At 69.1% G+C, this 26,106-nt stretch carries 26 protein-coding genes; 14 read left to right on the top strand and 12 right to left on the bottom strand.

Going from position 1 to position 26,106, the window contains the following annotated elements; translation table 11 throughout:
* Nucleotides 1-144 precede the first annotated feature (144 nt).
* From U9J39_RS01025 to U9J39_RS01015, 3 genes are read left to right on the top strand one after another with little or no spacing between them, the layout of a single operon-like run.
* Complete coding sequence (locus U9J39_RS01025; protein WP_116313757.1) at nt 145-1,125, top strand: quinone oxidoreductase family protein; 981 nt, start codon at nt 145-147, stop codon at nt 1,123-1,125.
* Nucleotides 1,126-1,149: 24 nt separating this feature from the next.
* A complete protein-coding gene (locus tag U9J39_RS01020) occupies nt 1,150-1,998 on the top strand; it encodes a TauD/TfdA dioxygenase family protein (protein WP_326346309.1) in 849 nt (282 codons plus the stop codon).
* Between the two features lie 15 nt (nt 1,999-2,013).
* Entirely contained in the window at nt 2,014-3,660 is a 1,647-nt protein-coding gene (locus U9J39_RS01015; RefSeq protein ID WP_116313756.1) for a fatty acid--CoA ligase, read from the top strand.
* 67 nt (nt 3,661-3,727) lie between these two features.
* On the opposite strand, the gene U9J39_RS01010 is transcribed toward U9J39_RS01015, so the two are convergent.
* From U9J39_RS01010 to U9J39_RS01000, 3 genes are read right to left on the bottom strand one after another with little or no spacing between them, the layout of a single operon-like run.
* The gene (locus tag U9J39_RS01010) at nt 3,728-4,702 is read right to left on the bottom strand and encodes a Bug family tripartite tricarboxylate transporter substrate binding protein (protein WP_326346308.1); all 975 of its coding nucleotides are present in this window, start codon (nt 4,700-4,702) and stop codon (nt 3,728-3,730) included.
* A 10-nt stretch (nt 4,703-4,712) separates the two neighbouring features.
* Nucleotides 4,713-4,904, bottom strand: a complete 192-nt coding sequence (locus tag U9J39_RS01005; protein WP_115682020.1) for a DUF1289 domain-containing protein — start codon at nt 4,902-4,904, stop codon at nt 4,713-4,715.
* Nucleotides 4,905-4,961: 57 nt separating this feature from the next.
* Complete coding sequence (locus U9J39_RS01000; RefSeq protein WP_092315018.1) at nt 4,962-6,020, bottom strand: 3-keto-5-aminohexanoate cleavage protein; 1,059 nt, start codon at nt 6,018-6,020, stop codon at nt 4,962-4,964.
* A gap of 117 nt (nt 6,021-6,137) precedes the next feature.
* Here U9J39_RS01000 and U9J39_RS00995 point away from each other — a divergent pair, with 117 nt between their 5' ends.
* Nucleotides 6,138-7,142 (top strand): AraC family transcriptional regulator, encoded by a 1,005-nt coding sequence (locus U9J39_RS00995; RefSeq protein ID WP_326346307.1) that lies wholly within the window; start codon nt 6,138-6,140, stop codon nt 7,140-7,142.
* A 65-nt stretch (nt 7,143-7,207) separates the two neighbouring features.
* Here U9J39_RS00995 and U9J39_RS00990 read toward each other — a convergent pair whose 3' ends face one another.
* The 4 genes from U9J39_RS00990 to argG all read right to left on the bottom strand — a co-directional run bounded on the left by U9J39_RS00990 (nt 7,208) and on the right by argG (nt 11,964).
* Complete coding sequence (locus tag U9J39_RS00990; RefSeq protein WP_116313752.1) at nt 7,208-8,371, bottom strand: porin; 1,164 nt, start codon at nt 8,369-8,371, stop codon at nt 7,208-7,210.
* Nucleotides 8,372-8,439: 68 nt separating this feature from the next.
* Nucleotides 8,440-9,033 (bottom strand): RBBP9/YdeN family alpha/beta hydrolase, encoded by a 594-nt coding sequence (locus U9J39_RS00985; RefSeq protein WP_115714139.1) that lies wholly within the window; start codon nt 9,031-9,033, stop codon nt 8,440-8,442.
* 17 nt (nt 9,034-9,050) lie between these two features.
* Entirely contained in the window at nt 9,051-10,406 is a 1,356-nt protein-coding gene (locus tag U9J39_RS00980; RefSeq protein ID WP_115714140.1) for an MFS transporter, read from the bottom strand.
* Nucleotides 10,407-10,638: 232 nt separating this feature from the next.
* Nucleotides 10,639-11,964, bottom strand: a complete 1,326-nt coding sequence (gene argG / locus U9J39_RS00975; RefSeq protein WP_063237605.1) for an argininosuccinate synthase — start codon at nt 11,962-11,964, stop codon at nt 10,639-10,641.
* A 335-nt stretch (nt 11,965-12,299) separates the two neighbouring features.
* Between argG and U9J39_RS00970 the strand changes: the two genes are divergently transcribed.
* From U9J39_RS00970 to U9J39_RS00960, 3 genes are read left to right on the top strand one after another with little or no spacing between them, the layout of a single operon-like run.
* Complete coding sequence (locus U9J39_RS00970; RefSeq protein ID WP_115682025.1) at nt 12,300-13,463, top strand: CaiB/BaiF CoA transferase family protein; 1,164 nt, start codon at nt 12,300-12,302, stop codon at nt 13,461-13,463.
* Nucleotides 13,464-13,507: 44 nt separating this feature from the next.
* Nucleotides 13,508-14,467: a Bug family tripartite tricarboxylate transporter substrate binding protein gene (locus tag U9J39_RS00965; protein ID WP_115714142.1), complete on the top strand. Its 960-nt coding sequence runs from the start codon at nt 13,508-13,510 to the stop codon at nt 14,465-14,467.
* A 15-nt stretch (nt 14,468-14,482) separates the two neighbouring features.
* A complete protein-coding gene (locus U9J39_RS00960; protein WP_116313751.1) occupies nt 14,483-15,259 on the top strand; it encodes an enoyl-CoA hydratase in 777 nt (258 codons plus the stop codon).
* Nucleotides 15,260-15,282: 23 nt separating this feature from the next.
* Here the strand turns inward: U9J39_RS00960 and U9J39_RS00955 are convergent, their stop codons facing one another.
* On the bottom strand, nt 15,283-16,230 hold the full coding sequence (locus tag U9J39_RS00955; protein WP_115714144.1) for a LysR family transcriptional regulator: 948 nt from the start codon (nt 16,228-16,230) through the stop codon (nt 15,283-15,285).
* 247 nt (nt 16,231-16,477) lie between these two features.
* On the opposite strand from U9J39_RS00955, the gene U9J39_RS00950 reads away from it, so the two are divergent.
* The 3 genes from U9J39_RS00950 (at nt 16,478) to U9J39_RS00940 (ending at nt 17,858) form a co-directional block, all read left to right on the top strand.
* On the top strand, nt 16,478-16,903 hold the full coding sequence (locus tag U9J39_RS00950; protein ID WP_012357054.1) for a VOC family protein: 426 nt from the start codon (nt 16,478-16,480) through the stop codon (nt 16,901-16,903).
* A 94-nt stretch (nt 16,904-16,997) separates the two neighbouring features.
* Nucleotides 16,998-17,201 (top strand): SlyX family protein, encoded by a 204-nt coding sequence (locus tag U9J39_RS00945; RefSeq protein WP_115682029.1) that lies wholly within the window; start codon nt 16,998-17,000, stop codon nt 17,199-17,201.
* 102 nt (nt 17,202-17,303) lie between these two features.
* Nucleotides 17,304-17,858, top strand: a complete 555-nt coding sequence (locus U9J39_RS00940) for a DUF1439 domain-containing protein (protein WP_115714328.1) — start codon at nt 17,304-17,306, stop codon at nt 17,856-17,858.
* 47 nt (nt 17,859-17,905) lie between these two features.
* Here U9J39_RS00940 and U9J39_RS00935 read toward each other — a convergent pair whose 3' ends face one another.
* The 3 genes from U9J39_RS00935 to U9J39_RS00925 form a co-directional block, all read right to left on the bottom strand.
* On the bottom strand, nt 17,906-18,814 hold the full coding sequence (locus U9J39_RS00935) for a DMT family transporter (protein ID WP_326346306.1): 909 nt from the start codon (nt 18,812-18,814) through the stop codon (nt 17,906-17,908).
* 382 nt (nt 18,815-19,196) lie between these two features.
* Entirely contained in the window at nt 19,197-20,069 is an 873-nt protein-coding gene (locus U9J39_RS00930) for an NAD-dependent protein deacetylase (protein WP_326346525.1), read from the bottom strand.
* A 23-nt stretch (nt 20,070-20,092) separates the two neighbouring features.
* Nucleotides 20,093-20,305 carry an oxidoreductase-like domain-containing protein gene (locus tag U9J39_RS00925; protein ID WP_373429586.1) on the bottom strand — a complete coding sequence of 71 codons (213 nt, stop codon included), beginning with the start codon at nt 20,303-20,305 and terminating at the stop codon, nt 20,093-20,095.
* A gap of 248 nt (nt 20,306-20,553) precedes the next feature.
* Between U9J39_RS00925 and U9J39_RS00920 the strand changes: the two genes are divergently transcribed.
* From U9J39_RS00920 to U9J39_RS00905, 4 genes are all read left to right on the top strand, one after another.
* Nucleotides 20,554-22,851, top strand: a complete 2,298-nt coding sequence (locus U9J39_RS00920) for a patatin-like phospholipase family protein (protein ID WP_326346305.1) — start codon at nt 20,554-20,556, stop codon at nt 22,849-22,851.
* A gap of 238 nt (nt 22,852-23,089) precedes the next feature.
* On the top strand, nt 23,090-23,524 hold the full coding sequence (locus U9J39_RS00915; protein WP_326346304.1) for a YeeE/YedE family protein: 435 nt from the start codon (nt 23,090-23,092) through the stop codon (nt 23,522-23,524).
* Between the two features lie 3 nt (nt 23,525-23,527).
* Entirely contained in the window at nt 23,528-23,953 is a 426-nt protein-coding gene (locus tag U9J39_RS00910; protein WP_326346303.1) for a DUF6691 family protein, read from the top strand.
* Between the two features lie 94 nt (nt 23,954-24,047).
* Nucleotides 24,048-24,896 (top strand): IclR family transcriptional regulator domain-containing protein, encoded by an 849-nt coding sequence (locus U9J39_RS00905; protein ID WP_115682036.1) that lies wholly within the window; start codon nt 24,048-24,050, stop codon nt 24,894-24,896.
* A 25-nt stretch (nt 24,897-24,921) separates the two neighbouring features.
* Here the strand turns inward: U9J39_RS00905 and U9J39_RS00900 are convergent, their stop codons facing one another.
* The gene (locus U9J39_RS00900; protein WP_326346302.1) at nt 24,922-26,097 is read right to left on the bottom strand and encodes an NAD(P)/FAD-dependent oxidoreductase; all 1,176 of its coding nucleotides are present in this window, start codon (nt 26,095-26,097) and stop codon (nt 24,922-24,924) included.
* Nucleotides 26,098-26,106 lie beyond the last annotated feature (9 nt).

The following is a 26,106-nucleotide window of genomic DNA, read 5'->3' as shown; positions in this document are numbered from 1 at the left end:
CGCCGCAGCAGGATCATAGGCCTCCTGGCATGAAATGCAAAGTCGTCGGTAGCCAATGCAAAGCCGGTCCGGGCCGCGCTGCCTACAGTGGCAGGCATGTGCAGCGCACTCTGCACCAACGCACATTCCAAGGAGAACAGAATCATGGCAAATGTCGTCCGCATGTATGAGACCGGCGGCCCCGAAGTGCTGCGCTACGAGCCGATGGAAGTCGGCGAGCCCGGGCCGGGACAGGTCCGCATCCGCCACGTCGCGGTGGGCCTGAACTACGCCGATACCTATTTCCGCAACGGCACCTATCCCGTGCCGCTGCCCAGCGGCATGGGCGTGGAAGCCGCCGGCGTGGTGGTGTCCGTCGGCCCCGGCGTGACCAACGTGGCGCCGGGCGACCGCGTCACCTACACCGGCTTCGTCAACACGCTGGGCGCGTACAGCACCGAGCGCCTGGTACCCGCCGCGCCGCTGATCCGCCTGCCCGACAGCATCGCCTTCGAGACCGCGGCGGCGATGACCATGCGCGGGCTGACCTCGGCCTACCTGATGCGCCGCATCCATCCGTTCCAGGCGGGCGACACCATCCTGCTGCACGCGGCGGCGGGCGGGGTCGGGCTGATCGTGTCGCAGTGGGCCAGGCTGCTGGGCCTGACCGTGATCGGCACGGTGTCGACCGAGGCCAAGGCCGAGGTGGCGCGCGCGCACGGCTGCGACCACATCATCTACTACACCCGCGAGGACGTGGCCAAACGCGTGCGCGAGCTGACCGATGGCGTGGGCGTGGCGGTGGTGTTCGACAGCGTCGGCAAGACCACCTTCATGGGCTCGCTGGATTCGCTGCGCCGCCGCGGCACCATGGTGTGCGTGGGCACCGCCTCGGGCCCGGTGCCGCCGTTCGACCCGGCGCTGCTGGCGAGGAAGGGCTCGCTGTTCCTGACCCGCCCCGCGCTGGCCGACTACATCGCCGATCCCGCGGAAAAGCAGGCGCTGGCCGACGAAGTCTTCGGCCACGTCGCCGCGGGCCGCATCCACATCGGCATCAACCAGCGCTATGCGCTGGAAGACGCGGTCCAGGCGCACCAGGACCTGGAAGCGCGCCGCACCACCGGATCATCGATCTTCGTCATCTGAACACCAACCAAGAGGAGACACCCCATGCATGCAGAACCACTGACCTGCACCATCGGCGCCGAACTGAGCGGCGTCAGCCTGGCCGATGCCGCGCGCGACGCCGGCCTGTTCGCTGAAATCAAGGCACTGCTGCTGCAGTACAAGGTCTTGTTCCTGCGCGACCAGGACATCACCCGCGCCGAACACGTTGCCTTTGCCCGCCGCTTCGGCGAACTGGAAGACCACCCGGTGGTGGGCAGCGACCCGGAGCATCCGGGGCTGGTGCAGATCTACAAGTCGCCTGACAGCAAGGTCGAGCACTACGAGAATTCTTTCCATTGCGACGCCACCTGGCGCGAAGCGCCGCCGATGGGTTGCGTGCTGCGCTGCGTGGAAACGCCGGCGGTCGGCGGCGACACCATCTGGGTCAACATGGGCGAAGCCTACCGGCGCCTGCCGCAGGACATCAAGGCGCGCGTCGAAGGGCTGCGCGCCAAGCACAGCATCGAACACACCTTCGGCGCCAACATGGCGCCGGAGAAGCGCGCGGCGCTGGCGGCGCAATTCCCGATGGTCGAGCACCCGGTGGTGCGCACCCATCCGGAAACGGGCGAGAAGATCCTGTTCGTCAACGCCTTCACCTCGCACTTCGCCAACTACCACCGCGGCGACGTGATCCGCTTCGGCAAGGACTTCATGCCCGGCGCGGGAGACCTGCTGCACTACCTGTGCGCGCAGGCCGAGATCCCGGAGTACCAGGTGCGCTGGCGCTGGAAGAAGCACAGCGTGGCGATCTGGGACAACCGCTGCACGCAGCACTACGCGGTGCAGGACTATGCGCCCACGGTACGCAAGATGGAGCGTGCCGGCATCATCGGCGACGTGCCGTTCTGACGGAGGAAGACACACATGCATTCACACCTTGTGCCTGCGGCACCGCAGGCCTATGCCTATCCCCTGCTGGTCCGGCAGCTGCTGCTCAATTCGCTGTCGCTGTACGGCGAGCAGCAGATCACGTACCGCGGACAGCTGCGCCACAGCTATCGCGAATTCCGCCAGCGCGTTGGCCGGCTGGCTTCCGCGCTGGCTGCGCAGGGCGTGGCGCACGGCACCACCGTGGCGGTGATGGACTGGGACAGCCATCGCTACCTGGAGTGCTATTTCGGCGTGCCGATGATGGGCGCGACGCTGTTCACGGTCAACGTGCGGCTGTCGGCGCAGCAGATCCTGTACACGCTGAACGATTCCGGCGCCGAGGTGGTGCTGCTGCATCCGGACTTCCTGCCCGTAATGGAAGAGATCCGCGACCAGCTGACCAGCGTGCGCAGCTTTGTCCTGCTGGCCGACGGCCAGCACGTGCCGCCGACATCATTGCCCTTCTGCGGCGAGTACGAGACGCTGCTGCAAGCGGCCTCGCCCGACTTCGACTTCCCCGAGTTCGACGAGAACACCCGCGCCGCCACCTTCTACACCACCGGCACCACCGGCGACCCCAAGGGCGTGTGCTACAGCCATCGCGACATCGTGCTGCATGCGCTGGCCTCGGCCACCAGCCTGTGCGCGCCGCGCGAAGGGCAGCGCCTGCACCGGGAAGACGTCTACATGCCGATCACGCCGATGTTCCACGTGCTGGCCTGGGGCATCCCCTATGTCGCGGTCATGCTCGGGCTGCGCATCGTGCTGCCGGGACGCTACGCACCGGATGTCCTGCTGCAGTTGCGCGAGACCGAGGGGGTCACGTTCTCGCACTGCGTGCCGACCTTGCTGCAGATGCTGCTGCAGGCAGCGCAGGCAAGCGGCCAGGACTTGTCGGGCTGGAAGCTCATCATCGGCGGCTCGGCGCTGCCGCCGGCGTTGTGCGAGGCCGCGCTCGAGCGCGGCATGGATGTGTTTGCCGGCTATGGGATGTCGGAGACCGGCCCCATCGTCGCGCTGGCGCAGTTGCCCCCGGGGCACGCCAATGCCGATCGCGAGACCGAGGTGCGCATGCGCTGCTCGACGGGCCGTCCGGTGGCGATGGTGGACTTCCGCCTGGTGGACGAGTCCATGCACGACGTGCCACGCGACGGCACGGCGCGCGGCGAGATCGTGCTGCGCGCGCCGTTCCTGACCCGGGCCTATCACGGCAAACCCGAGGCATCGGCCGAGCTGTGGGCCGGCGGCTACCTGCATACGCAGGACATCGCGGTGATGGGCGCCGACGGCTTCGTGCAGATCGTCGACCGGATCAAGGACGTGATCAAGACCGGCGGCGAGTGGGTCTCGTCGATCGAGGTCGAGGGCCTGGTCACGCAGGTGCCGGGCGTGCAGGAGTGCGCGGTCATCGGCGTGCCGGACGCCCGCTGGGGCGAGCGGCCGGTGGCATACGTGGTGCGCAAGCCTGGCGCCACCGTCACCGCGGAAGCGATTCGCGCGTCGCTGCTGGCGCGCGTCGAGGCCAACCGGCTCAGCAAGTATGCGGTGCCGGAATCCGAGCGCATCCTGTTTGTCGACGAGATCCCGAAGACCAGCGTCGGCAAGATCGACAAGAAGCGCTTGCGCGCCACCGGCGCCTGAACGGGCGGCAGGAAAGCAAAAGGGCAGCCTCTTCCGAGGCTGCCCTTTTGCATTGCCAGGCAGGGCTTTACTGCTGGATATTGAACGCCTTGACGATGCCGGCATTGCGCTCGAACTCCATGCGCACCGATTCGTTCAGTTGCGGCAGGGGCTGCGCCGGCAGCGGCTCATAGCCGAGCGCCTCCATCCGGTCACGCACCTTGGCAGAAGCCGCAGCCTTGTAGGCAGCCGCGTGAATCTTCTCGGCCAGTTCGGGCGACAGCTTCGACGACGCAATCACGCCCACCCAGTTGCTGAACTCCATGTCGGGGTAACCCATTTCCGCGAAGGTGGGCACCTGCGGCAGCAGCGCCGAGCGGCTCTTCGACGCCACGGCATAGACCTGCACCTTGCCGGCGCGGATCATCGGCAGCGAGGTCACCATGCCGTCGTACATTACCGCGATCTGATTGCCCATCACCTGCGTCAGCGCCGGCGCGGAACCGGCAAAGGGCACATGCTGCAAGTCCAGCCCGGCCTTCTGGTTCATGATCATGCCGGCGTAGTGCGAAGCGGTGCCGGCACTGTACGAGGCAAAGCTGAGCTTGCCCGGATTGGCCCGGGCGTAGCTGACCAGGCCCTTCAGGTCCTTGGCCGGCAGGCCAGGCGCGCCAATCATCACCATGCGCGAACGCGCCACGGCGGCGACGGGCCTGACGTCTTTCAGCGGGTCGAACGGCTGCTTGAGCACATGCGGGATCTCGGTCAGCACATTGCTGGCGGTGACCATGATGGTCTGGCCATCAGCGGGCGCGGCCAGCATGGTGGTGATGGCAATGCCACCGCCGGCGCCGGGCTTGTTGTCGACCACCACGGGGTGGCCAAGGTCCGCGGACAGCTGGTCCGCCAGCAGCCGCGCGAGCACGTCCATGGTGCCGCCGGCTGGAGCCGGCACCAGCATGCGGACCGGCTTGCTGGTCCAGGCCATGGCAGAGGGCGCGGCCAGCGCGAGGGTGGCCGCCGCGGCGGCGATGCGCAGCAGGAAGGCGGGTCGGGTGGTCATGTTGTCTCCGTTATCTAGTATGGCTGCTGCTTGCGCGGCGTGCCGGCAGCGCGGCCAGCACTTGCGCGCGTTCGGCCTCGCTCATGCGCAGCCAGCGGCCGATTTCCAGCCGGGTCCGGCCGCAGCCCTGGCAATAGCGGTTGGCCAGGTCCATCCGGCAGATGTTGATGCAGGGATTGGCGAGGGCGTCGTGGTGATGCATCGGCGGCTCCGGGTGGCTGGCGCGGGCCGGCCGCGTGGCCGGCCCCGCCCACGGCCGTCAGGCGGCCGCGCGCAGCGGCAGGTTCTTCTGCCCCGACTTGCGGTTGGGGGCCATGCCGTTGGCCTGCAGCGTGGCCTCGGCGCTGTCGTACCAGGTGCCGATGCGGTAGATCTCGCGCGCTTCCTGGCCCGAGGCAATCTCGCGGCCCAGCTCGCGCGCCACGCGCACGCACTGCTCGATCTGCTGCACCGAGGTCATGCGCTTGCCGTGCTGGTCGATGATGGTGTCCTCGATGCCGCAGCGCGGATGCAGGCCCATCGCCATGGCCATCATGTTGAACGGCAGCACGTTCTTCAGCAGCGACTCGGCGGTCAGCGTGCAGCCGTCCGGGGCGCGGTGCACGAAGTTGAAGAAGTTGAACGGGTTGGGGCCGTCAAAGCCGCCGCCGATGCCGATCCAGGTCAGGTTCAGCGGACCGGTGTAGACGCCCGCGCGCACCAGCCGCTCGAGCGTTTCCAGCGCGTGCATGCCGGTCAGCTGGAAATGCGGCTGGATGCCCGACGCCTGCAGCCGGCGCAGGTGCTCTTCCACCCAGCCCGGGCCCGCCGGCACCGTCATCTCGCGGTAGGCGGCCTGGTAGGCCGGGTGCTCCAGCGAAGTCCCCTTCAGGTACTCCGGATAGAGCAGCTCCATGATGTTCATCTGCGTGGTGTTGATGGCCACGGTGACCTGGTCGGGCTTGGGCTGCAGCTCCGCCAGCATGTGCCGGGTGTCGTCGGACAGCCACTTGGCCTCCTGGCCGTCATCCTCCGGCGCGAACGAGATCGAGCCGCCGACCTGGATGATCATGTCCGGCACCGCGGCGCGCACGCCGGCGATCAGCTCGTTGAACTTGGACAGGCGCTTGGAGCCCTTGCCGTCGAGTTCGCGCACATGCAGGTGCAGCACCGTGGCGCCGGCGTTGTAGCAATCGACCGCCTTCTGCACCTGTTCCTCCATGGTCACCGGGATGTCCTCGGGGAAGTCCTGTGGCATCCACTCGGGGCCATACGGGGCCACGGTGATCACCACCTTGTCCATGTTCTCGGGGTGCAGGGAATCGTCGAGGAATTGCATAGATCGCTCCGGTTGGTTGGTGACTGGAGTATCGGTCAACGGACCGCCGCGATTTGACGATCCGGGACAACCGATTTACATTTCGGGACACTCAGGGAAAGCCCGGAAGCCGCTGTCATGTCCTACTACCTGCGCAGTGCCAGCCTGACCAACTACGTCGAAGTCGCGCGTGCGCTGGGGCTGGACCCGTACCAGCAGCTCAGGGCCGCGAAGATCAACCGCTCGGTGCTGCTCGACCCCGATATCCGCATCCCGGCGTCCTCGGTGGGTCGCTTGCTGGATGCGTCGGCGCGCGCCGCCGGGGCCGAGGATTTCGGCCTGCGCATGGCCGAGCTGCGCGAGTTCTCCAACCTGGGCCCGCTGGCCTTCGTGGTGCGCGAGGAACCGACGCTGCGCCGCGCGCTGGAGTCGATGGTCCGCTACATGGGGCTGCAGAATGAAGCGCTGGCGATGCGCGTCGAAGACAGCGACGACCTGGTAATGATCCGGCTGCAGGTCCTCAGCGAAGCGCCGGGCACGTTGCGGCAGGCGACCGACCTGGCGGTGGGCGTGATGTTCCGCATGCTGAAGCTGTTCCTGGGGCCATCGTGGCGGCCGCGCAGCATCTGCTTCACGCATCCGGTCCCGCCCAGCACGGCGACGTATGCGCGCGTGTTCGGCATGGCCGGCTCGTTCAACCAGGATTTCGACGGCATTGTCTGCCAGGCGGCGGACCTGGAAGCGCCCTTGCCGTCGTACGACCCGGTGATGGCGCAGCAGGTGAAGCAATATCTCGGCACGCTGCTGGCGCAGTCGACCGCGGCCACCATGCCGGACATGGTGCGCAAGCTGGTGTACGCGCTGCTGCCGACCGGGCTGTGCTCGGTGGAGCGCGTGGCCCAGCATCTCAGCGTCGACCGCCGCACCGTGCACCGGCGCCTGGAGCAGGCGCATACCAGCTACTCCGACATCCTGGCCGAAGCCCGCGCCGACCTGGTGATCCGCTACCTGGAGAACCGCGAGCGGCCGCTGTCGGAAGTGGCGGCGCTGCTGGGGTTTTCGTCGCTGAGCGCGTTCTCGCGCTGGTTCAGCGCACGCTTCGGGCGCAGCGTGTCGGCTTGGCGGGCGCAGTCCGGACAGTAAAAAAAGCCGCCTGCGCAACCACGCGCGGCGGCCATAACGAGCCCCGTCTGGCAGCAAGGCCCGGATCAGAACTTGTGCCGGATCCCCAGCGCCACGCCCACCATGCTGCGTTGCCCGTTGGCCGCGGCATAGCTGTTGCCCAGCGACAGGCTGTTGGCATAGACCGTGGCCAGCGATTCCAGCATCAGCCCGGCATTGCGCGCATAGGCGGTGGACACGTACACGTCGGTGCGTTTCGAGAATGCATAGTTGGCGATAAAGGCCACCTGCCACGGATTGGCCACCTGCGTGTCGCCGAACAGGCTCCTGACGTTGTCGTAGTTGTATTCGAGCGTCAGCCCCACGGCCGGAGTGACCTGGTAGTTGGCACCGATCCAGTAAAAGTCGTCGCGCTGGATCACCACGTCGGCGGCGTTCTTGTTCTGCCCCCAGCGATAGCCGCCCATGATCTTGGCCGGGCCCAAGGTGTAGCTGGCGCCCACCACAGCCTTGCGCAGCGTGCCGTTGCTGGTGCCGATGGTCGGATTCCACTGGTCGTAGCCGACGGTGGCGCCGAAGGGTCCGGCGGCATACGCCAGCGAGGCGCCATAGGCGGTATCGCGGCGGAACTGTCCCGGCACTTCGCCGTTGCCCCCGATCGGCGTGGCGACGCCGACCGTCTGCGGCAGCGCCAGCCCGACACCGAACGACCAGTGCGCACGCGCCGTCAGCGGGCCGAACTGGCCGGTGTACTTGACGGTGTTGTCCTCGCGGAAGTTGGGGCCCGCCTGCAGCACCACCGGTTCGTATTGCGTGGCGTAGGCCGTGGGCGAGAAATTCGCCAGGGCTTCGAAAATCGAGGTGTACTGGCGGCCCAGGCTGAGCTGGCCCATGCCGGCGTGGCGCACGGCGACAAAGGCCTGGCGGCCGAACAGGCGCCCGGCTTGCTGCAACGCGCCGTTGTCCACGCCGAAGCCGCTTTCCAGTACGAACGATGCCTGCCATCCGGAACCCAGGTCCTCCATGCCGCGCAGGCCCCAGCGCGAGCCGGACAGGCCGCCCGAGTCCATGCGGAACACCTTGTCGCCCGGCCCGCGGTTGAAGCCATTCGCGGCGACCGGTACGGCGCCGACGCGGTTCACATATTCGACGTTGATGTCGGCCACGCCATACAGCGTGACCGACGATTGCGCGACGGCCGCCAGCGGGCACCCCAGTATCAGGGCCATGACGGTGTTTCTGGTTTTCATCTCTCTCCTCCTTGTTGGCCCGGCCTTGGTGGCCGGATGTTCTTGTCGTGACGCGCGCTGCGGCGCGCTCAGGCCTGCTGCACGACCAGCGTGTCCAGTTCTGCCAGCAGGGCATGGGCGCGCGGCCAGGGACCGTAGCCGGCGGCCGGGTTGAGGTGGCCGACGTTGCCCAGGTCCACCAGCCCACTGCCCCACGCGGCGGCCATTTCAGTGACGCGCGCATGGCTCGCCAGCGGATCGTTGCGGCTGGCCGCCACCAGGCTGGGAAACGGCAACGGCGCCAGCGGCGTCGGCAGCCAGCCGGCTTGCGCCAGCGCTTGCTGCGCCGGATAGCCCGGCGGCAGCGGCTGCGTGAAGTCCGGCGGCGTCACCAGCAGCGCGCCGCGGATGGGGCGGCGGTGCAGCGCCGCCCAATGCACGGTGATCATCACGCCGGCGCTGTGCGCGACCAGCACCACCGGCCCGTCGATGTCCGCCAGGGCGGCATCGAGCGCGGCGACACGGGCGGTGCGGCTGAGCTTGTCGTGCTCCAGCGGCGGCACGCAGCGGGCATCATGCCCTTGTGCCTGAAGCTCGGCCTGGAGCAGGGTCTGCCAGTGCTCGGCAACGTGGTCGCGCAAGCCCGGCACCATCAGGATGGTGGGCGAAGGGGTAGCAGTCATGGTGGGATCGGAAAAAGTCAGACAGGAACGGCGCGAGGCACGGCTTGGCCATCCAGGCGCCGCAGGTCCGCGGCATAGTGGCGGCGGCCGATGCAGAACAGCAGCGTGGCGGCGGCACCGGCCAGCGGAATCCATTGCAGCGCGCCGGTCAGTCCGATGCGGTCGGCCAGCACGCCGGTCAGGAACGGGCCTGGCGCCAGGCCCAGCAGGTTGTTGATGAGCGTCAGCGTGGCAAACGCGGTGGCGTGGATGGCAGGCCGGGTCAGGTTGGCCACCATCGCGCTGGCCGGGCCGGCGCAGCCGCCCACCACCAGCATGCCCGCGCCGATCAGCACCAGCTGGGCCGTGCCGGCGGGCAGCCGGAACGCCGCCATCAGCAAGACGCAACACGCCAGGCTGTAGGCGATGGCCATGTGCCATTTGCGGCGGGGTGCATGCCGCGCGACGCGGTCAGTCAGCGCACCGCAGGCCACCATGCCGGCGCCGGCCACCAGCACCAGCAGCGCCGCCACCACGCCGGCACGGCCGGTGGCCATGCCGTACGCGCGCGCCAGGAAGCTCGGCAGCCACGCCAGCAGCGCGGCCATCACCAGCAGTTGCAAGGCGCTGCCGGCACAGGCGCACAGCATCGAGGGCAGCGTCAGCAGTTCGCGCACGATCCGGCGCGGCGCCAGCTGGCGCGCCGTGGCCGCGTCGCTGTTGCCGTCCGCGCTGGCATCGCCTAGGCGCTGCTGCAACCGGCGCAGCCGCTGCTCGCTGATCGTCAGCGCATAGCAGGCCACCATCGCCAGTCCGAACGCTGCCATGCCCGCAAAAGCCATGCGCCAGCCGAAATGCGCGGACAGGATGCCGCCCAGTCCCATGCCCAGCACCGAGCCGAACGCGCCGCCGGCGATGAACGCGGCGCTGAGGCTGGCGCGCAGGTGGCGCGGGAACACCGACACCACCACCGCGATGCCGACGCTGCCGTAGGCGGCCTCGCCGATGCCGACGCACAGCCGCGCCAGGAACATCTGGCCAAAGCTGCCCGCCAGCGCGCAGCCCAGCGTGGCCAGGCTCCACAGCGTCGCCATCAGGATCAGGCTGCGCACGCGGCCCCAGCGGTCGGCCAGCAGCGACAGCGGAAGCGCCAGCAGCCCCACCATCAGCGCCACCACCCCGCCGAGCGCGCCCAGTTCCGTATCCCCCAGCTGCCATTCGGCCTTCAACAGCGGAAACACGGCATTGAGCACCTGGCGCGACATGTAGTCCGACAGCAGCAGCGCAAAGGTCAGCGCAAACACCAGCCACGCATAGCGCGGTCCGGCAGCCGCGGGCGCGGCCGGCGTGGGCGCGGCGGATGCGGCGGCAAGGGCAAGGCGGGATCTGGGCATGGGCGTCTCCGGAAGCCGGCCGGCGGTCTTGGCGCCGCCGTGTGTTCAGTACCCGCGCGGAGTGGCGGGTGAGCGCAGCCAGTATCTGGCGATCGGGACTACGCGGTTTGATATTCCGGGACGTTCGCTTGACATTACGTGACAGGTGGGGAAAACGCCGAGACAAAAAAAACCGGCACCCTGAGGTGCCGGTTTCTGGCGGGCCCCGCCGTCAGGCGGGGAAGCGCGAAGCTCAGTCTTCCAGCTTCGGCAGCGAAGCGCTGACCTGCGTCGACAGCAGGCCGGTCTTGGCATACGTCTGCAGCTTCTCGCGCGTGTCGACGATATCCAGCGTGCGCATGGTCAGCTGGCCGATGCGGTCCAGCGGCGTGAACATCGACTCGCCCTTTTCCATGGTCAGCCGTTCCGGCTTGTAGGTCAGGTTGGGCGAAGTGGTGTTCAGGATCGAGTAGTCGTTGCCGCGGCGCAGTTCGATGGTGACTTCGCCGGTGATGGCGCCGGCGACCCAGCGCTGGGCGGTTTCGCGCAGCATGATGGCCTGCGGGTCGAACCAGCGGCCCTGGTACAGCAGGCGGCCCAGGCGGCGGCCGTTGTCGCGGTACTGCTCGATGGTGTCTTCGTTGTGGATGCCGGTGATCAGGCGCTCGTAGGCGATGAACAGCAGCGCCAGGCCCGGGGCTTCGTAGATGCCGCGGCTCTTGGCCTCGATGATGCGGTTCTCGATCTGGTCGCTCATGCCCAGGCCATGGCGGCCGCCGATGCGGTTGGCTTCCATGAACAGGTCGACGGCGTTGGCGAAGGTCTGGCCGTTCAGCGCGACCGGCTGGCCTTCCTCGAAACGCACCGTGACTTCCTCGCGCTTGACTTCGACGTCGTCGCGCCAGAACTGCACGCCCATGATCGGCTGGACGATGCGGATGCCCGAATCCAGGTGCTCCAGGTCCTTGGCCTCGTGGGTGGCGCCCAGCATGTTGGAGTCGGTCGAATACGCCTTTTCGGCCGACATCTTGTAGTCGAAGCCGTTCTGGCGCATGAACTCGGACATCTCGGCGCGGCCGCCCAGTTCGTCGATGAACTGCTGGTCCAGCCACGGCTTGTAGATCTGCAGGCCGGGGTTGGTCAGCAGGCCGTAGCGGTAGAAGCGCTCGATGTCGTTGCCCTTGAAGGTGCTGCCGTCGCCCCAGATGTTGACGCCGTCTTCCTTCATCGCGGCGACCAGCATGGTGCCGGTGACGGCGCGGCCGATCGGGGTGGTGTTGAAGTAGGTGATGCCGGCGGTGGAGATATGGAAGGCCCCGCACTGCAGCGCCGCGATGCCCTCGGCCACCAGCTGCGTGCGGCAGTCGACCAGGCGGGCTTCCTCGGCGCCATAGGCCTTGGCGCGGCGCGGGATGTCGTCGTAGTCGGGCTCGTCCGGCTGGCCCAGGTTGGCGGTGTAGGCGTACGGAACAGCGCCCTTCTGGCGCATCCAGAGGAGTGCCGCGCTGGTGTCAAGGCCGCCGGAGAAGGCGATACCGACGCGCTCGCCGGTAGGAATGTGCTGCAGGATGGTAGTCATCGCCAGAAAATCAATGTGAATTTGTCGGCTCTTGGGCGGGCTTCCACTGCGGCGACCGCAAGCGGCCGGGGCGGCGGGAAGCACGGCGACGCGGCCGGCCGAGTCACGTGCCGAGTCAGTGCCAAACGCGAATTGTGACACGGCAGCGCCCACGCGCCAAACGCGGGGCGCCGGCGGGGGCGCCGGCGCCACCCGTGCCCGTGCTGGCGGCCCGCACGCGCGACCGCTGCCGCACCGTTCAAATCCGGCGAACGCGCCTTTCAAAACTCTCGACTGGTTCGGCCCGATACCCCTCCCTATACTGCGCCGCACTGTTGTCGGAAAGCGGAGTCGTCATGCTGCATCGCGCCCTGGAAGGTGTCCGGGTCCTGGATTTGTCGCGCATCCTGGCCGGTCCCTGGTGTACCCAGAACCTTGCCGACCTGGGCGCCGAGGTGACCAAGGTCGAGCACCCCGAACGCGGCGACGATACCCGCGGCTGGGGGCCGCCCTATCTCGACGCACCGGCCGGCACCGAAGGCGACCCGCGCCTGTCCGGCTACTTCATCTGCTGCAACCGCGGCAAGCGTTCGCTCGCGATCGACTACGGCACGCCGGAAGGCGCGGCGCAGGTGCGTGAACTGGCGCGCACGGCCGACGTGCTGGTCGAGAACTACAAGGTCGGCACGCTGCGCCGCTACGGGCTGGACTACGACACGCTCAAGGCCATCAACCCGCGCCTGGTCTATTTGTCGATCACCGGCTTCGGCCAGAGCGGGCCGATGGCGGACAAGCCCGGCTACGACTATGTGTTCCAGGGCATGGGCGGGCTCATGAGCTACACCGGCCAGCCCGACGGCACGCCCGGCGCCGGCCCGCTGCGCACCGGCGTCGCGGTGGTCGACCTGAGCACCGGCATGTATGCCACCTCCGCGGTGCTGGCCGCGCTGTACCAGCGCCAGGCGACCGGCGTGGGCGCGCACCTGGACATCGCGCTGCTCGACGTCGCGGTGGCGATGAATGCCAACCAGGCCGCCAACTACCTGGTCTCGGGCCAGAACCCGCAGCGCAGCGGCAACGCCCATCCCAACTGCGCGCCGTATGAAGTGTTCCGCTGCGCCGACGGCCACCTGATCCTGGCGATCGGCAATGACAGCCAGTTCGCGCGCTTCTGCGCCGTGGCCGGCATGCCGGATCTTGCGCAGGACCCGCGCTACGCCACCAATTCCGCGCGCATCGAACACCTGGACGCCTTGCGCGCGCGGCTGACCGAACTCTTTCCCACCCGCACCCGCGCCGCCTGGACCGAGGCCTTCGACGCCGCCGGCGTGCCCTGGGGCCCGATCCACACCATGGACGAAGTCTTCGCCCATCCGCAGGTCAGGCACCGCAAGCTGATGCAGGTGGCCGAGCACCCCGTGATGGGGCGCGTGCCGATGGTGCGCAACCCGATGCTGGCCGGGCACGAGGCCCCGCCGGCACCGCCCCCGCTGCTGGGCGAACACAGCCCCCAGCGCTGACCGTTCTGCCACGACATCTATAACCCCGACCCGGAGACATCCCGATGAAGCCAACCCTTTTCGCCATGGCCCTGCTCGGCGTTGCCAGCAGCGCGCACGCCGCCTATCCCGAGCGGCCGATCAAGCTGATCGTGCCCTACGCGGCCGGCGGCACCACCGACATCATCGCCCGCATCGTCGGCACCCGCCTGGGCCCGGTGCTGGGCCAGCCGGTGGTGATCGAGAACCGCCCCGGCGCCGGCGGCGCGGTCGGCAGCGCCTACGCGGCCAAGCAGCCGCCCGACGGCTACACGCTGGTGATGGAGGTGGAAAGCTCGCACGCGGTCAACCCCAACGTCTACCTGAAGACCGCCTACGACCCGGTCAAGGACTTCGCGCCGATCAGCAACCTGGCCGACGTGCCCAACGTGCTGGTGGTCAATCCCGCCTTCCCGGCGACGGACCTGGCATCCTTCATCAAGCAGCTCAAGGCCAATCCCGGCAAATATTCGTTCGGCTCGTCCGGCAACGGCGGCCTTAGCCACATGAACGGCGAGCTGTTCATGAATACCACCGGCACGCGCATGCTGCACGTGCCGTACAAGGGGCTGGGCCCGGCGCTCAACGATGCGGTGGCCGGGCAGATCCAGGTGGTGTTCGACAATATCCCGTCGTCGTCCGGGCTGATCCAGGGTGGCCGCCTCAAGCCGCTGGCGGTGGCCGCCAAAGAGCGCCTGAAGGTGCTGCCCAATGTGCCCACCTATGCCGAGGCCGGGCTGCCGGCGATGAACAACCCGTCGTGGTTCGGCCTGGGCGCGCCGGCGGGCACGCCCGCCGCCATCCTCGACCAGCTCAACGACGCGGTGCGCAAGGTGCTGGCCGAGCCCGAGGTGGTCGCCGCCATCGAGAAACAGGGCGCGATACCGGCACCGACCTCGCGCAAGGCCTTTGGCGACCTGATCCGTGGGCAGAACGCGCACTGGAAGCAGGTGGTCGAGGCCATCCACTTCACCAAGCTCCAGTAAGCCCAGAGGACCGACATGAGCACACTTCAGCAGGAACCGCACGCCGGCGTCGAGATCGACGCGCGCGGCATTGCCACCGTCACCATCCGCGAGGCCGGCTCGCTCAATATCCTGAGCACGCCGGTAATCGCCTCGCTTACGCGCGCGATCGAAGCGCTGGCCGCCCATGACGCGCTGCGCGTGCTGGTGCTGCGCGGCACCGGCGACAAGGGTTTCATCGGCGGCGCCGACATCAAGGAGATGGCCGCGCTCGAGCGGGCCAGCGCCGAGGCCTTTATCAGCGGCCTGCGCCGGTTGTGCGATGCCGTGCGCCACCTGCCGGTGCCGGTGATCGCGCGCATGCCGGGCTGGTGCCTGGGCGGGGGGCTGGAACTGGCGCTGGCGTGCGACCTGCGCATCGCCGCCGACACCGCGCAGCTGGGCATGCCCGAGGTAAAGGTCGGCATCCCGTCGGTGATCCATGCCGCGCTGATGCCGCGCCTGATCGGCAATGCGCGCACCGCGTGGATGCTGCTGACGGGCGAGATCTCCAACGCGGCCGAGGCGCTGCAGTGGGGGCTGGTCAGCCGCGTGGTGCCGCTGGCCGAACTGGATCAGGAAGTCGAGCGCGTGGCCGCGCTGCTGGCGGGCTTTGGCCCGGTCGCGGTGCGCCAGCAGAAGCGCCTGCTGCGAGAGTGGGAAGACGCGCCGCTGGAGGTCTCAATCGGCAACAGCGTGACCGAGTTCGGCAGCGCCTTCGACACCGGCGAGCCGCAGCAGCACATGGCCACCTTCCTGAACCGCAAGCGCTGACGGGCTAAGCGTGGGACAGGCAGTTACGGCGCCGTGGCCGCCACGGCGCCGCCTTCGCGCGTGGCTACCACGCGCGGATCGTTGAGCAGGAACTGCGCAAAGGCCTCGGCAAACGCCGGCAGCTTGCCGTCGGCGCGCACGATCAGGTTCAGCTCGCGCAAGGCCCACGGCTCGGCCAGCCGCACCCCGGCCACGCGCGCCTCGCGCAGCGCCTGCGCCGCGACACTGCGCGGCACCAGCGCCACGCCGACGCCGGCCTCGGCCAGCGACAGCACCGCATCGAAGCTGTGCGCATGCAGGCGTACATTGGGGCCCTTGCCGGCGCGCTGCGCCATCTCGCGCAGGAACAGGAAGTTGCTGCTGGTGCGGCTCATGCAGACAAAGTCGAACGCCAGCGCCGCGCCAAAGCGCACCTCCGGCTCGCGCGCCAGCGGATGCTCGGCCGCCATCACCAGGATCAGCTCGTCGCGCGCGTAGCGCACCGAGCGCACGCCGGCGGCTTCGTCGCCGGTATGGAAATCTCCCGCCAGGATGCCGACATCGGCCTCATGCGCCGCCACCGCGGCCAGGATCGCCTGGCTCGCGCGCTCCTCCAGGTCGATGTTCACATCCGGATTGGCCAGCAGGAAGCGGCTCACGCTGGGAATGATGAAGCCGTTGAGCGAGCTGCTGTTGGCCAGCAGCCGGATATTGCCCTTCAGCCCGGCGGAGAAGCGCCCGACCTCGCCATGCATGCGCTCAACGCCCAGCAGCAGTTCGCGCACATGGACCAGCAGGGTTTCGCCGGCCGGTGTCAGCTCCATGCCGCGCGCCGTGCGCACGAACAACGGCGTGCCCATGGCGTGCTCGAGGTTCTTCAGCCGGTAGCTCGCCGCCGACGCGGTGATGTGGGTGGCCGATGCGCCGCCCGACAGGCTTTGCGCATCGGCAATGGCCTGGAACAGGCGCAGGTCGGTCAGTTCGTAACGCAAGGCAACTCCATTCGGGCCGCGGCAGTCGAAACGGTTGGCGCCGGGCGGGCGCTCTCGCCGGCCATTCTAGTGCACCTCCGCCGGCGTTCCGGCAGCCGCCCCACCGCGCCGCCGGCGCGTTTAATGTGGACGACGTCCATTTTCTTTGCTAAGGTATTGTGGACGGCGTACACAAATCGTGTCGCCATTTTGCCGAGATCCCCGCGGCCCCTACAGCCCCACAGGCCGCCCCTTCACAGGAGTTGTCATGCAAGTCCAGCCCTATCTGTTTTTCGAAGGCCGTTGCGACGAAGCGGTCGAGTTCTACAAGCAGACCCTCGGCGCCAAGGTCAACGCCCGCATGACCTTTGCCGACAACCCCGATGCCGGCAAGGGCGGCGAAGGCTGCCAGCCCGGCGCGGGCGCGCAGGACAAGGTCATGCACCTGGAATTCCAGGTCGGCGACAGCATCATCCTGGCCTCCGACGGACAGTGCTCGAACCAGCCCGCGTTCCAGGGTTTCGGCCTGGCGATCACGTTTCCCGACAAAGCCGGGGTCGAAAAGGCGTTCAACGGCCTGAAGGAAGGCGGCCAGGTGCTGATGCCGCTGGACAAGACCTTCTTCGCCGAGCAGTTCGGCATGGTGGCCGACCGTTTCGGCATCATGTGGATGCTGCTGACCGCGCCCAAGTAAGCCGGGGCGCAGGTTCCCGGCCAGCGGCGCGCGCTTCGGGCCACAGCCCGGGGATGGGTTTACAATGCGCGCCGCCCGCCGGAGAAACTTAGCCATGGACGATCGCATCAACGAACTCGAAATCAAGCTCGCCTTCCAGGAAGACCTGCTCGATACCCTGAACAGCACCGTGGCGCGCCAGCAGCAGCAGATCGACCTGCTGCAGGAGCAGTTCCGCGCGCTGTACCAGCAGGTGCGCAGCGCCGCCACCACCGCGGCCGACGCCGACCCCTTGCAGGAAATTCCGCCGCACTACTGAACCGGCACCCTGGCCGATGTGACGGAACGCAAGCCCCGGCCGCGCGGTCTGACAGGCTGATCCCACTTATCGCGGCGCCCCATGGCGCGCCCGACCCGCCACATGCGCCTGACGCCTTGCCTGCTCCTTGCCGCCGCCTGCATCGCCGGCTCCGCTCCGGCCCTGGCCGGCTACAACATCTGGACCGGCGAATATTCCCTGACCCGCCAGGAACTGCAGACCGAACTCGACAAGCGCTTTCCCGCCACGCTGCGCTACGCCGAAGTCGTCAGCGTCCAGCTCAGCCACCCGCGGCTGGTGCTGGATGAAGCCAGCAACCGCATCACCACCCATGTCGACGCGCGCCTGACCAATGCCCTGCTGCCTTCGCCTCCGGTCGACGGCAAGCTCGCCCTGAACAGCGGCATCCGCTATGACGCGAGCCGGCGCGCAGTGCTGCTCGACAACCCCACCGTGCAGCAGGTCGAAGTGGCCGGCATGGGGCCCTATCGCGAACAGCTCAACGCCATCGGCGCCGTGGTCGCGCAGCAGCTGCTGAAGGACTACCCGATCTACACCTTCAAGCCGGAGGAGCTGCGCGTGGGCGGCAAGGAGATGGAACCGGGGGCGATCACGGTGGGCAAGGATGAGGTGCGGGTGGAGGTGAAGCAGCGGTAGGCGCGCCTTCGGGCCGCGCCTCTCCCCCTGCTCCACCTACCGCTTCATCAGCGCTTGGTGCCGCGGAACACCAACCCCAACCCGGTCAGCACCGCCCCCATCCCCGCCAGCGCCAGCGGCGCCATGCGGTTGCCCAGCAGCAAGTAGTCCAGCGCCGCGGTGCCCGCCGGCACCAGGTAGAACAGGCTGGTCACGTTGACCAGGTTGCCGGCGTGGATCAGGCGGTAGAACAGCAGCGTCGCGCCGATCGAAATCCCCAGCGCCAGCCACAGCAGCGGTGCGGCGAACGCCAGCGACGCTTCGAAGGCGAAGGGCTGGAACGGCAGGCACAGCAGGCAGGCCGCCAGGCTTGCGCCGTACTGCAGCGGCAGCACTTCGGCGGGCGGGCGCGGACTGCGCTTCTGCAGGATGGCGCCGACGGTCATGCTGGCCAGCGAGGCCAGCGCGCACAGTACGCCCGCCGGTGACAGCCGGGCCACCAGCAGGCTGTCGGCGACGACCATGGCCAGCCCGGCGAATGCCAGCGCCAGGCCGCCGAGGCGCGCGGCGCTGGCGCGGCGCTCGGTCAGCAGCAGTGTCAGCATCGGCTGCGCGCCCAGCACCGTGGCCAGCACGCCGGGCGTCATGCCGTGGTCCAGCGCCAGAAAGTAAAAGACCGCGTAGCCGCCGATCAGCAGCAGGCCCGCGCCGGCCGTGTGCAGCCGCTCGCCGCGCGGCGGCAGCAGGCGCTTGCGCGCCAGGCCAATCGCGCCCAGCACGGCGCAGACCAGCGCGAAGCGCAAGGCCAGCAGGGCGAACGGCGTGGCGTGGTCCAGCGCCAGCCGGGCGGCGATGGCGCCGCTGCTCCATAGCAGCACGAACAGCGGCGTGGCCCAGAGGGCGGAGGAAGCGGTACGCGTGGTAAGCGTGTTGCGCGCGGCGTCGAAGCACTCCGCGCAATCTTCTTGGTTGGTCATGGCTTGTCATCTGTCGTCAGCTTGGCGGGCCCCGGCAACCCGCTTCGGCATGCGGCCACGGCACGGCGACAGCGCGCACGGGCGTGCGGCGGCCGTGCGCACGGGCGCACAAAGGCGGGATTACCGGAGACGAGAAGGGCTGGGGCGCGTGCCCGTCAGCCGCGCGGCGGCGGCGGGTGCGCACCGCCGGAGAACAGCGGCGGCGGCGCGACAGATGTGAACGCAGGCTGGCGACGCGGGCACGGCAACGCGCGGCTCGGAGGCGCGACGATGACGGGGCGTTGGCGGTCTGCGGTCATGGTGGGAAGCGGAAGCCTTGAAGAAAGATCGACCGGCGTCGATCAAAGTGGTGTGGCGATGCTATGCCTGGACGGCGCTCGCGTCAACGGGATCCTGCCGTGTCCTGCTCCAGCCGCGACACCAGCGCCTGCAGCGCCGGCGCGCAACCGGCCTCGACCTTCAGCGCCAGCATGGCGTCGGCACGCGTGGTGCCCAGGTTGAGCGCGGCCACCGGCTTGCCCATCTGGCCGGCCCAGACGCAGAAGCGGTAGCCCGAATAAACCATCAGCGACGATCCCACCACCAGCATCGCATCCGCGCCGGCCAGTGCCGCGCGCGCGGCGTCGACACGCGTGCGCGGCACGGATTCGCCGAAGAACACCACGTCGGGCTTGAGGATGCCGCCGCAATGGCTGCAATCGGGCACCTGGAACTGCGCGAACAGCGGCGATTCGAAATGCACGTCGCCGTCGGCGGCGGGCGGCGCGATCACGTCGCGCAGCGCGGCGTTGCGGGACACCAGCCAGTCCTGCAGGGCGGCGCGGTCGTGGCTGGCGCCGCAGTCCAGGCAGATGGCGCTGGCCAGGCTGCCGTGCAATTCGATCACGTCCTGGCTGCCGGCGCGCTGGTGCAAGCCGTCGACATTCTGCGTGACCAGCGCCGTCATCCGGCCCTGCGCGCCGAGCCGCGCCAGCGCGTGGTGGGCATAGTTGGGCCGCGCCTGCCCCGCCAGCGGCCAGCCGAGCATGCTGCGCGCCCAGTAGCGCTGACGCCCGGCGTGCGAGCCGAGAAAGGCCTGCAGCGTGATCGGCGGGGAGCGTTGCCACTGGCCACGCGCGTCGCGGTAACCGGGAATGCCGGAATCGGTGCTGATGCCGGCGCCGGTCAGCACGAACAGGCGCGGGTGGCGCTGCACGAAATCGAACAGCGCCGCCCCGGCTGCCGGGGAGGGCTGCGATGGCTGCGATGGCTGCATGGCCGGGACGCTCAGGTGTGTGCTCAAGCGGCCGGATCCTCGGCATGGCGCGCTTCCCATGCCCGCAGCGCCTCGCGGTAGCGGTCCAGCTCCTGGTAGTAGTAATCGAAGATGCAGGGATCGCAGCCGGAGCCGCAGCACTCGCCATCGGCGGGCCGCTCCGGCGGCTCCGGGCGGGGGTCGTCAGGGGTAAGCGTGGAACCGGCGACGGGAACTTCGGGAGACACTTGAGACACTTGCAGATCGCGCGCGCGGCGCCATGGCAGACCAGTCCCCAGTATATTCCGGCGCGCTCGCCGGCGTCCGGCGGCCCCGCCGCCCCACCTGTCAGCGCCCGGAGCCGATCTGAATGCTTCCGAGCCGCGTGTTGAATTGTTTTTGCGCACGGCGCGGCGCGGCGCCCGCACAACACGTTTTGCCGGAAGATAGCCGGACTTCCCCCACGGCAACGGGCCTGGTGGCGAATTGCGACCCTGATCGAGCCATGAAGGCAGCTCCACACCATTGCTTGCGCCGCGCCGGCATGATGCGCCTGCTTGCCGCCATCGCGCTGGGCGCCGGCGCCGCGACGGCCGCGGAGCCCCCGGCGCCCGGCCACGACGCCGGCGCTGCCGCGGACCTTGCCGCCGCTGCAGGCGCGCCGCCCGCCGCGGCCGGCCGCCCCCGTATCTGCCTGGTGCTGTCGGGCGGCGGCGCGCGCGGCGCCGCGCATATCGGCGTGATCAAGGTGCTGGAGGCGATGCGTATTCCGGTCGACTGCATCGCCGGCACCAGCATGGGCTCGCTGGTCGGCGGCGCCTACGCTACCGGCATGGGGCCTGCTGAAATGGAACAGTTGGTCAGCGGCCTGAGCACCAACAAGCTGTTCAAGGAACGGCCGCCGCGCCAGGACCTGTCCGTGCGGCGCAAGCAGGACGACTTCACCAACCTGTTCACGCCGGAGATCGGCTTGCAGGCAAGTGGCGTGCTGCTGCCGAAGGGCGCGGTCTCCGGCGTGCAGCTGGAGACGGTGCTGCGCCAACTGGCCAGGACCCCGGGCTACCGCGATTTCGACCGCTTGCCGATCCCGTACCGGGCGGTGGCGACGGATCTGGTGGCGGGCACGGCGGTGGTGTTCAGCGAGGGCGAGCTGGCCAACGTGATGCGCGCCAGCATGTCGGTGCCGGGGGCGGTGGCCCCGGCGGAATACGAGGGCCGGCTGCTGGTCGACGGCGGGCTGACCGACAACCTGCCGGTGGGCGTGGCGCGCAGCATGGGCGCCGATATCGTCATCGCCGTGAACCTGGGCACGCCACTGATGAAGCGCGAGGCGCTGACCTCGGTGATCGGCGTGACCGGCCAGATGCTCAACATCCTGACCGAGCAGAACGTGCGCGCCTCACTGGCCTCGCTGCGGCCCACCGACGTGCTGATCGAGCCCGCGCTGGGCGACTTTTCCGCGACCGACTTCGACCACCTGTCGACCACCATCCCGATCGGCGAGGCCGCCGCGCGCAAGGTCGCCGACCGCCTCGCGCCGCTGGCGCTGCCGCCGGCGCAGTATGCCGAGCTGCGCGCGGCCCAGCAGGCGGTGCAGCCGCCTGACACCCGCCCCGTCGACGAAATCCGGCTGGCGCCGTTGCATCGCGTCAATCCCGACTATGCCAGGGCGGTGATGCAGACCCGCCCGGGCGAGCCGATCGACCAGGCCGCGCTGGACCAGGACATGCGCCGCCTGTTCGGCACCGGCGACTTCGAGCACGTCAACTACGGCATCCTGGAAGAACCGGGCCGGCGCGTGCTGACGGTCAATGCCGTGGAAAAATCGTGGGGCCCCGACTACCTGCGCTTCGGGCTGGGACTGAGTTCGGACTTCCGCGGCGATGCGTACTTCAACCTGGTCGGCAGCTACCGGCGCACCTGGCTCAATGCGCTGGGGGCGGAATGGCGCACCGACGCACAGGCGGGGCAGACCTCGGCGCTGAGCAGCGAGTTCTACCAGCCGCTGGATACGCGCCAGTTCTTCTTCATCGCCCCGCGCATCGAGCTGGAACGGCGCCCGGTCAATGTGTTCCAGGGCAGCACGCGCATCGCCACCTACGACGTGCGCCGCTTCGACCTGGCGCTCGACGTCGGCAGCCAGTTCACCAAGTACGGCGAGCTGCGCGTCGGGGTGCAGGCCGGCTCGGAGCACGCCACGCTCAGCACCGGCCCGGCGTCGCTGGCGCCGGGTCCGGGCAGCATCCGGCGCGGGGCCATCACCGGGCGGCTGTTTTTCGACCAGCTCGACAGCGTGGATTTCCCCCGCTTCGGCTATGCGGGCGGGGTGCGGATCTACGCCTCGCAACCGGGGCTCGGAGCCGACCAGACCTATATCAAGGCGCAGGCCGACGGCATCTATGCCCATTCGTTCGGCGACCATACGCTGTCGTTCGGCTTCAAGGTCGGCGGCAACCCCGGCGGCAAGCCGCTGCCGAACTACGACCAGTTCCAGTGGGGCGGCTTCCTGCAGCAGTCCGGCTACGCGACCGGGCAGCTGATGGGCGCCAACATGCAGTTTGCGCGGCTGGTGTACTACAACAAGCTGGCGCGGCAGACCCTGCTGCAGGGCGTCTACGCCGGCTTCTCGCTGGAGGCTGGCCGCGTGGGGGATCCGCTGGTGCCGGGCAGCCCGACCGGGCTGCTCAAGTCCGGCTCGCTGTTCCTGACGCTCGACAGCCCGCTCGGGCCGCTGTACCTGGCCTATGGCCGCGCGGCGGCCGGCGTATTCAGCTTCTACCTGTATCTGGGCAAACCGTTCTGACGCGGCGCGGCAATGTGCGCCTGCCGTACCCCTCCAAAGTTGTATGTAATGTCTTAATTCAAATGTCTATACTTTTCCCTGTCACCAAGACCCCCTCTTGAATGACAACCTTCCCCGGTCGCCGCTTCCCCAGCGGCGACTTTTTTATGGGCGCCTGGCCGACCTTGGCGCGCCTATAATCCCTGCCTTGGGCTGCACTTGCGGCCGTTCTCCGCGCCAGCTTCCGCGCGCACCCTTGATGCAGATCGACTTCCAGCATTTCACGCCGTGGCTTTCGCTCGCCGGCGGGCTTGTCATCGGCCTTGCGACGGCGCTGATGATGCTCGGCCTGGGTCGCATCGCCGGCATCAGCGGCATCGTCGGCGGCGTGCTGCGGTTGCCGCAAGGCGACACCGCATGGCGCGCCGCCTTTGTCATCGGGCTGCTGCTGTCGCCATGGCTGGCCTTCGCGTTCGATGCCATGCCCGCGGCGCGCATCGACGCGGGCTGGACCGAGGTGCTGGTGGCCGGGCTGCTGGTCGGCGTGGGCACGCGCTACGCCGGCGGCTGCACCAGCGGCCACGGCGTGTGCGGCCTGTCGCGCGGTTCGGTGCGTTCGCTGGCGGCTACCGTGACCTTCATGGCGGCCGGCTTCCTGACGGTGCTCGTGCAGCGCCACGTAATGGGAGGCTGAACCATGGGCACGTTGCTGGCGTTGCTGGCCGGACTGGTGTTCGGCATTGGCCTGATCCTCTCCGGCATGGCCAACCCGGCCAAGGTGCTGGGCTTTCTCGACCTCGCGGGAATGTGGGACCCCTCGCTTGCCTTCGTCATGGCCGGCGCGATCGGGGTCGGCGTGGTGGCTTTTGCGCTGGCACGCCGGCGCCAGCGCTCTTGGCTTGGTCTGCCGATGCAGTGGCCGGCGCTGGCCGCGGTCACGCCGCGCCTGCTGCTGGGCAGTGCCGCCTTCGGAACCGGCTGGGGCCTGGCCGGCTTTTGCCCGGGCCCCGCGCTGGTCGCGCTGGGTGCGGGCTACGCCAAGGCGTGGGGCTTTGTCGCGGCGATGCTCGCGGGCATGGCACTGTTCGAGGTGGCGGAAGTGGTGACCCGGCGTCGCCGATGACGCAGTGCAGCATGCAAGCAATGCTGGCTCGCAGCGCCGGAGCGGTTTAACATTGCGCGATTATCGAACGACCGTAGACCACTCCCAGCCTCCCATGGATGTCCTCCGCCCCATCGGTCTTGGCCATGCCCAGGCCGACACCGTCCGCGTTGCCCGGCCCCAGGCCGACCTGCTCGGCAGCTTTGCCGGCGATCCCAATTTCATGCTGTCGCTGGCGCGCGGGCTGACCGTGCTGGAAGCGTTTTCCGAGCGCAAGCGCCCGCTGACGATCTCGCAGGTGGCACAGCGCACCCAGCTCTCGCGCGCGTCGGTGCGGCGCTGCCTGTACACGCTGGAGCAGCTCGGCTATGTCAGCCAGCAGGACGGGCAGTTCGCGCTGCGCCCGCGCGTGCTGCACCTGGGGCACGCGTATTTCTCGTCGACCTCGCTGGTGTCGCTGGCGCAGCCGATCCTGGACAACCTGAGCGCGCGCATCCACGAGACCTGCACGCTGGCGATCCTGGACGGCACCGACATCCTGTACCTGGTGCGCTCCGAAGTGCAGCGCGTGCTGAACTATTCGCTCGGCATGGGCAGCCGCCTGCCGGCCTACTGCACCTCGAACGGCCGGCTGCTGCTGGCGCACCAGCCCGCGACCGTGCTCGACGGCTTTTTCGAGCATGCCGAGCTGCGCCCGCGCACGCTGCAGACCAAGGTTTCGCGGCAGGAACTGGAAGCCTGCTTCGAGCGTGCCCGCGAAGTGGACTATGTGATCGTCGATGAAGAGCTGGAGCCCGGCCTGCGCGCCATGGCCGTGCCGGTGCGCTCGGCCTCGGGCATCGTGCTGGCGGGGCTGAGCGTGAGCGTGCGCGCCGCGCGCGTTTCCGAAGCGGACATGATCACGCGGCTGCTGGCGCCGATGCGCGAGGCCGCCGCGGCGATTGGCCGGATGATCGGCTCCTGATCCTGCCGCTGGCCGGCGCCAGGGCTTACCAGCCCGCCTGTGCGCGCAGCCGCGCGGGACTGAGCATGGCGGCGGTCACGCCATGCTCAGCGATATGCGCCGGCAGCGGCCGGCCCTGCGCCAGCGCGGCGCAGGCCTCACCCATCGCCGCCGAGGTCTGGATGCCATAGCCGCCTTGCGCGGCCACCCAGAAGAAACCTTCCGCCTCGGGATCGAATCCGCCCACCAGGTCGCCGTCGGCAACGAACGAGCGCAGTCCGGCCCAGGTGCGCGCGGGGCGGCGGATCGTCAGCGTGGTGGCGGCCTCGATCTGGTGGATGCCCGTGGCGATGTCCAGCTCCTCGGGCTGCACGTCGTGCGGCGGCACCGGGTCGGCGTTGGCCGGCGAGCCGAGCAGCATGCCGGCATCGGGCTTGACGTACCAGGTCTCGTCGAAGCCGTAGAACATCGGCCAGCGCGAGACCTCGATGCCATCGGGCGGGGCAAAGACGAAGGCCGAACGCCGGCACGGCTGCAGCCCCACCGGCGCCACGCCCGCGCGCGCCGCCACCACGTCGCACCACGCGCCCGCCGCGTTGACCAGCACCGGCGCGCGGTAGATGCCGGCGCCGGCATGGACGTGCCACAAGCCGTCGCGCCGCTCGATCACGCCGGCCTCGGCGCCGCAGGCGATCACCCCGCCGTGATGGCGCACGCCGCGCAGGTAGCCCTGATGCAAGGCATGCACGTCCATGTCGGCGGCATCGGGCTCCAGCACCGCGCCCAGCACCAGTTCCGGCCGCAGCACCGGCACCAGCGCGCACGCGCCGGCCTGGTCCAGCCGCTGCGCCCGTGCGCCCATGCCGGCCAGCACCTGCCAGTGCGCGTCGAGCTGGTCCTGTTCGCCCGGGCGCGCCAGCATCATGGCGCCGCGCGGCGACAGCACGGGATGGTCGGCAAACCCCGTGGGCGGGGCATCGAGGAAGGCGCGGCTGGCCATGGTCAGGCCGCGCACCTGCGGCGTGCCGTAGCTTTCCAGGTAGAGCGCGGCCGAACGGCCGGTGGCGTGGTAGCCCGGCTGCGCCTCGCGCTCGAGCACGATCACGCTGGCCGCGCGCGCCAGCCAGTACGCCACCGAGGCCCCGGCAATGCCGGCCCCGATGACTAGGTAGTCAGCCGAAAACTGCTTGCCGCCGGCCGGAGCCGGATCGCTGTGGACCATTGCCCTGCG

Origin of the sequence: Cupriavidus sp. SS-3, from assembly GCF_035818815.1 — a bacterium.
GTDB classification, from domain to species: domain Bacteria; phylum Pseudomonadota; class Gammaproteobacteria; order Burkholderiales; family Burkholderiaceae; genus Cupriavidus; species Cupriavidus taiwanensis_C.
This window is presented reverse-complemented; position numbering and strand designations above follow the sequence as displayed.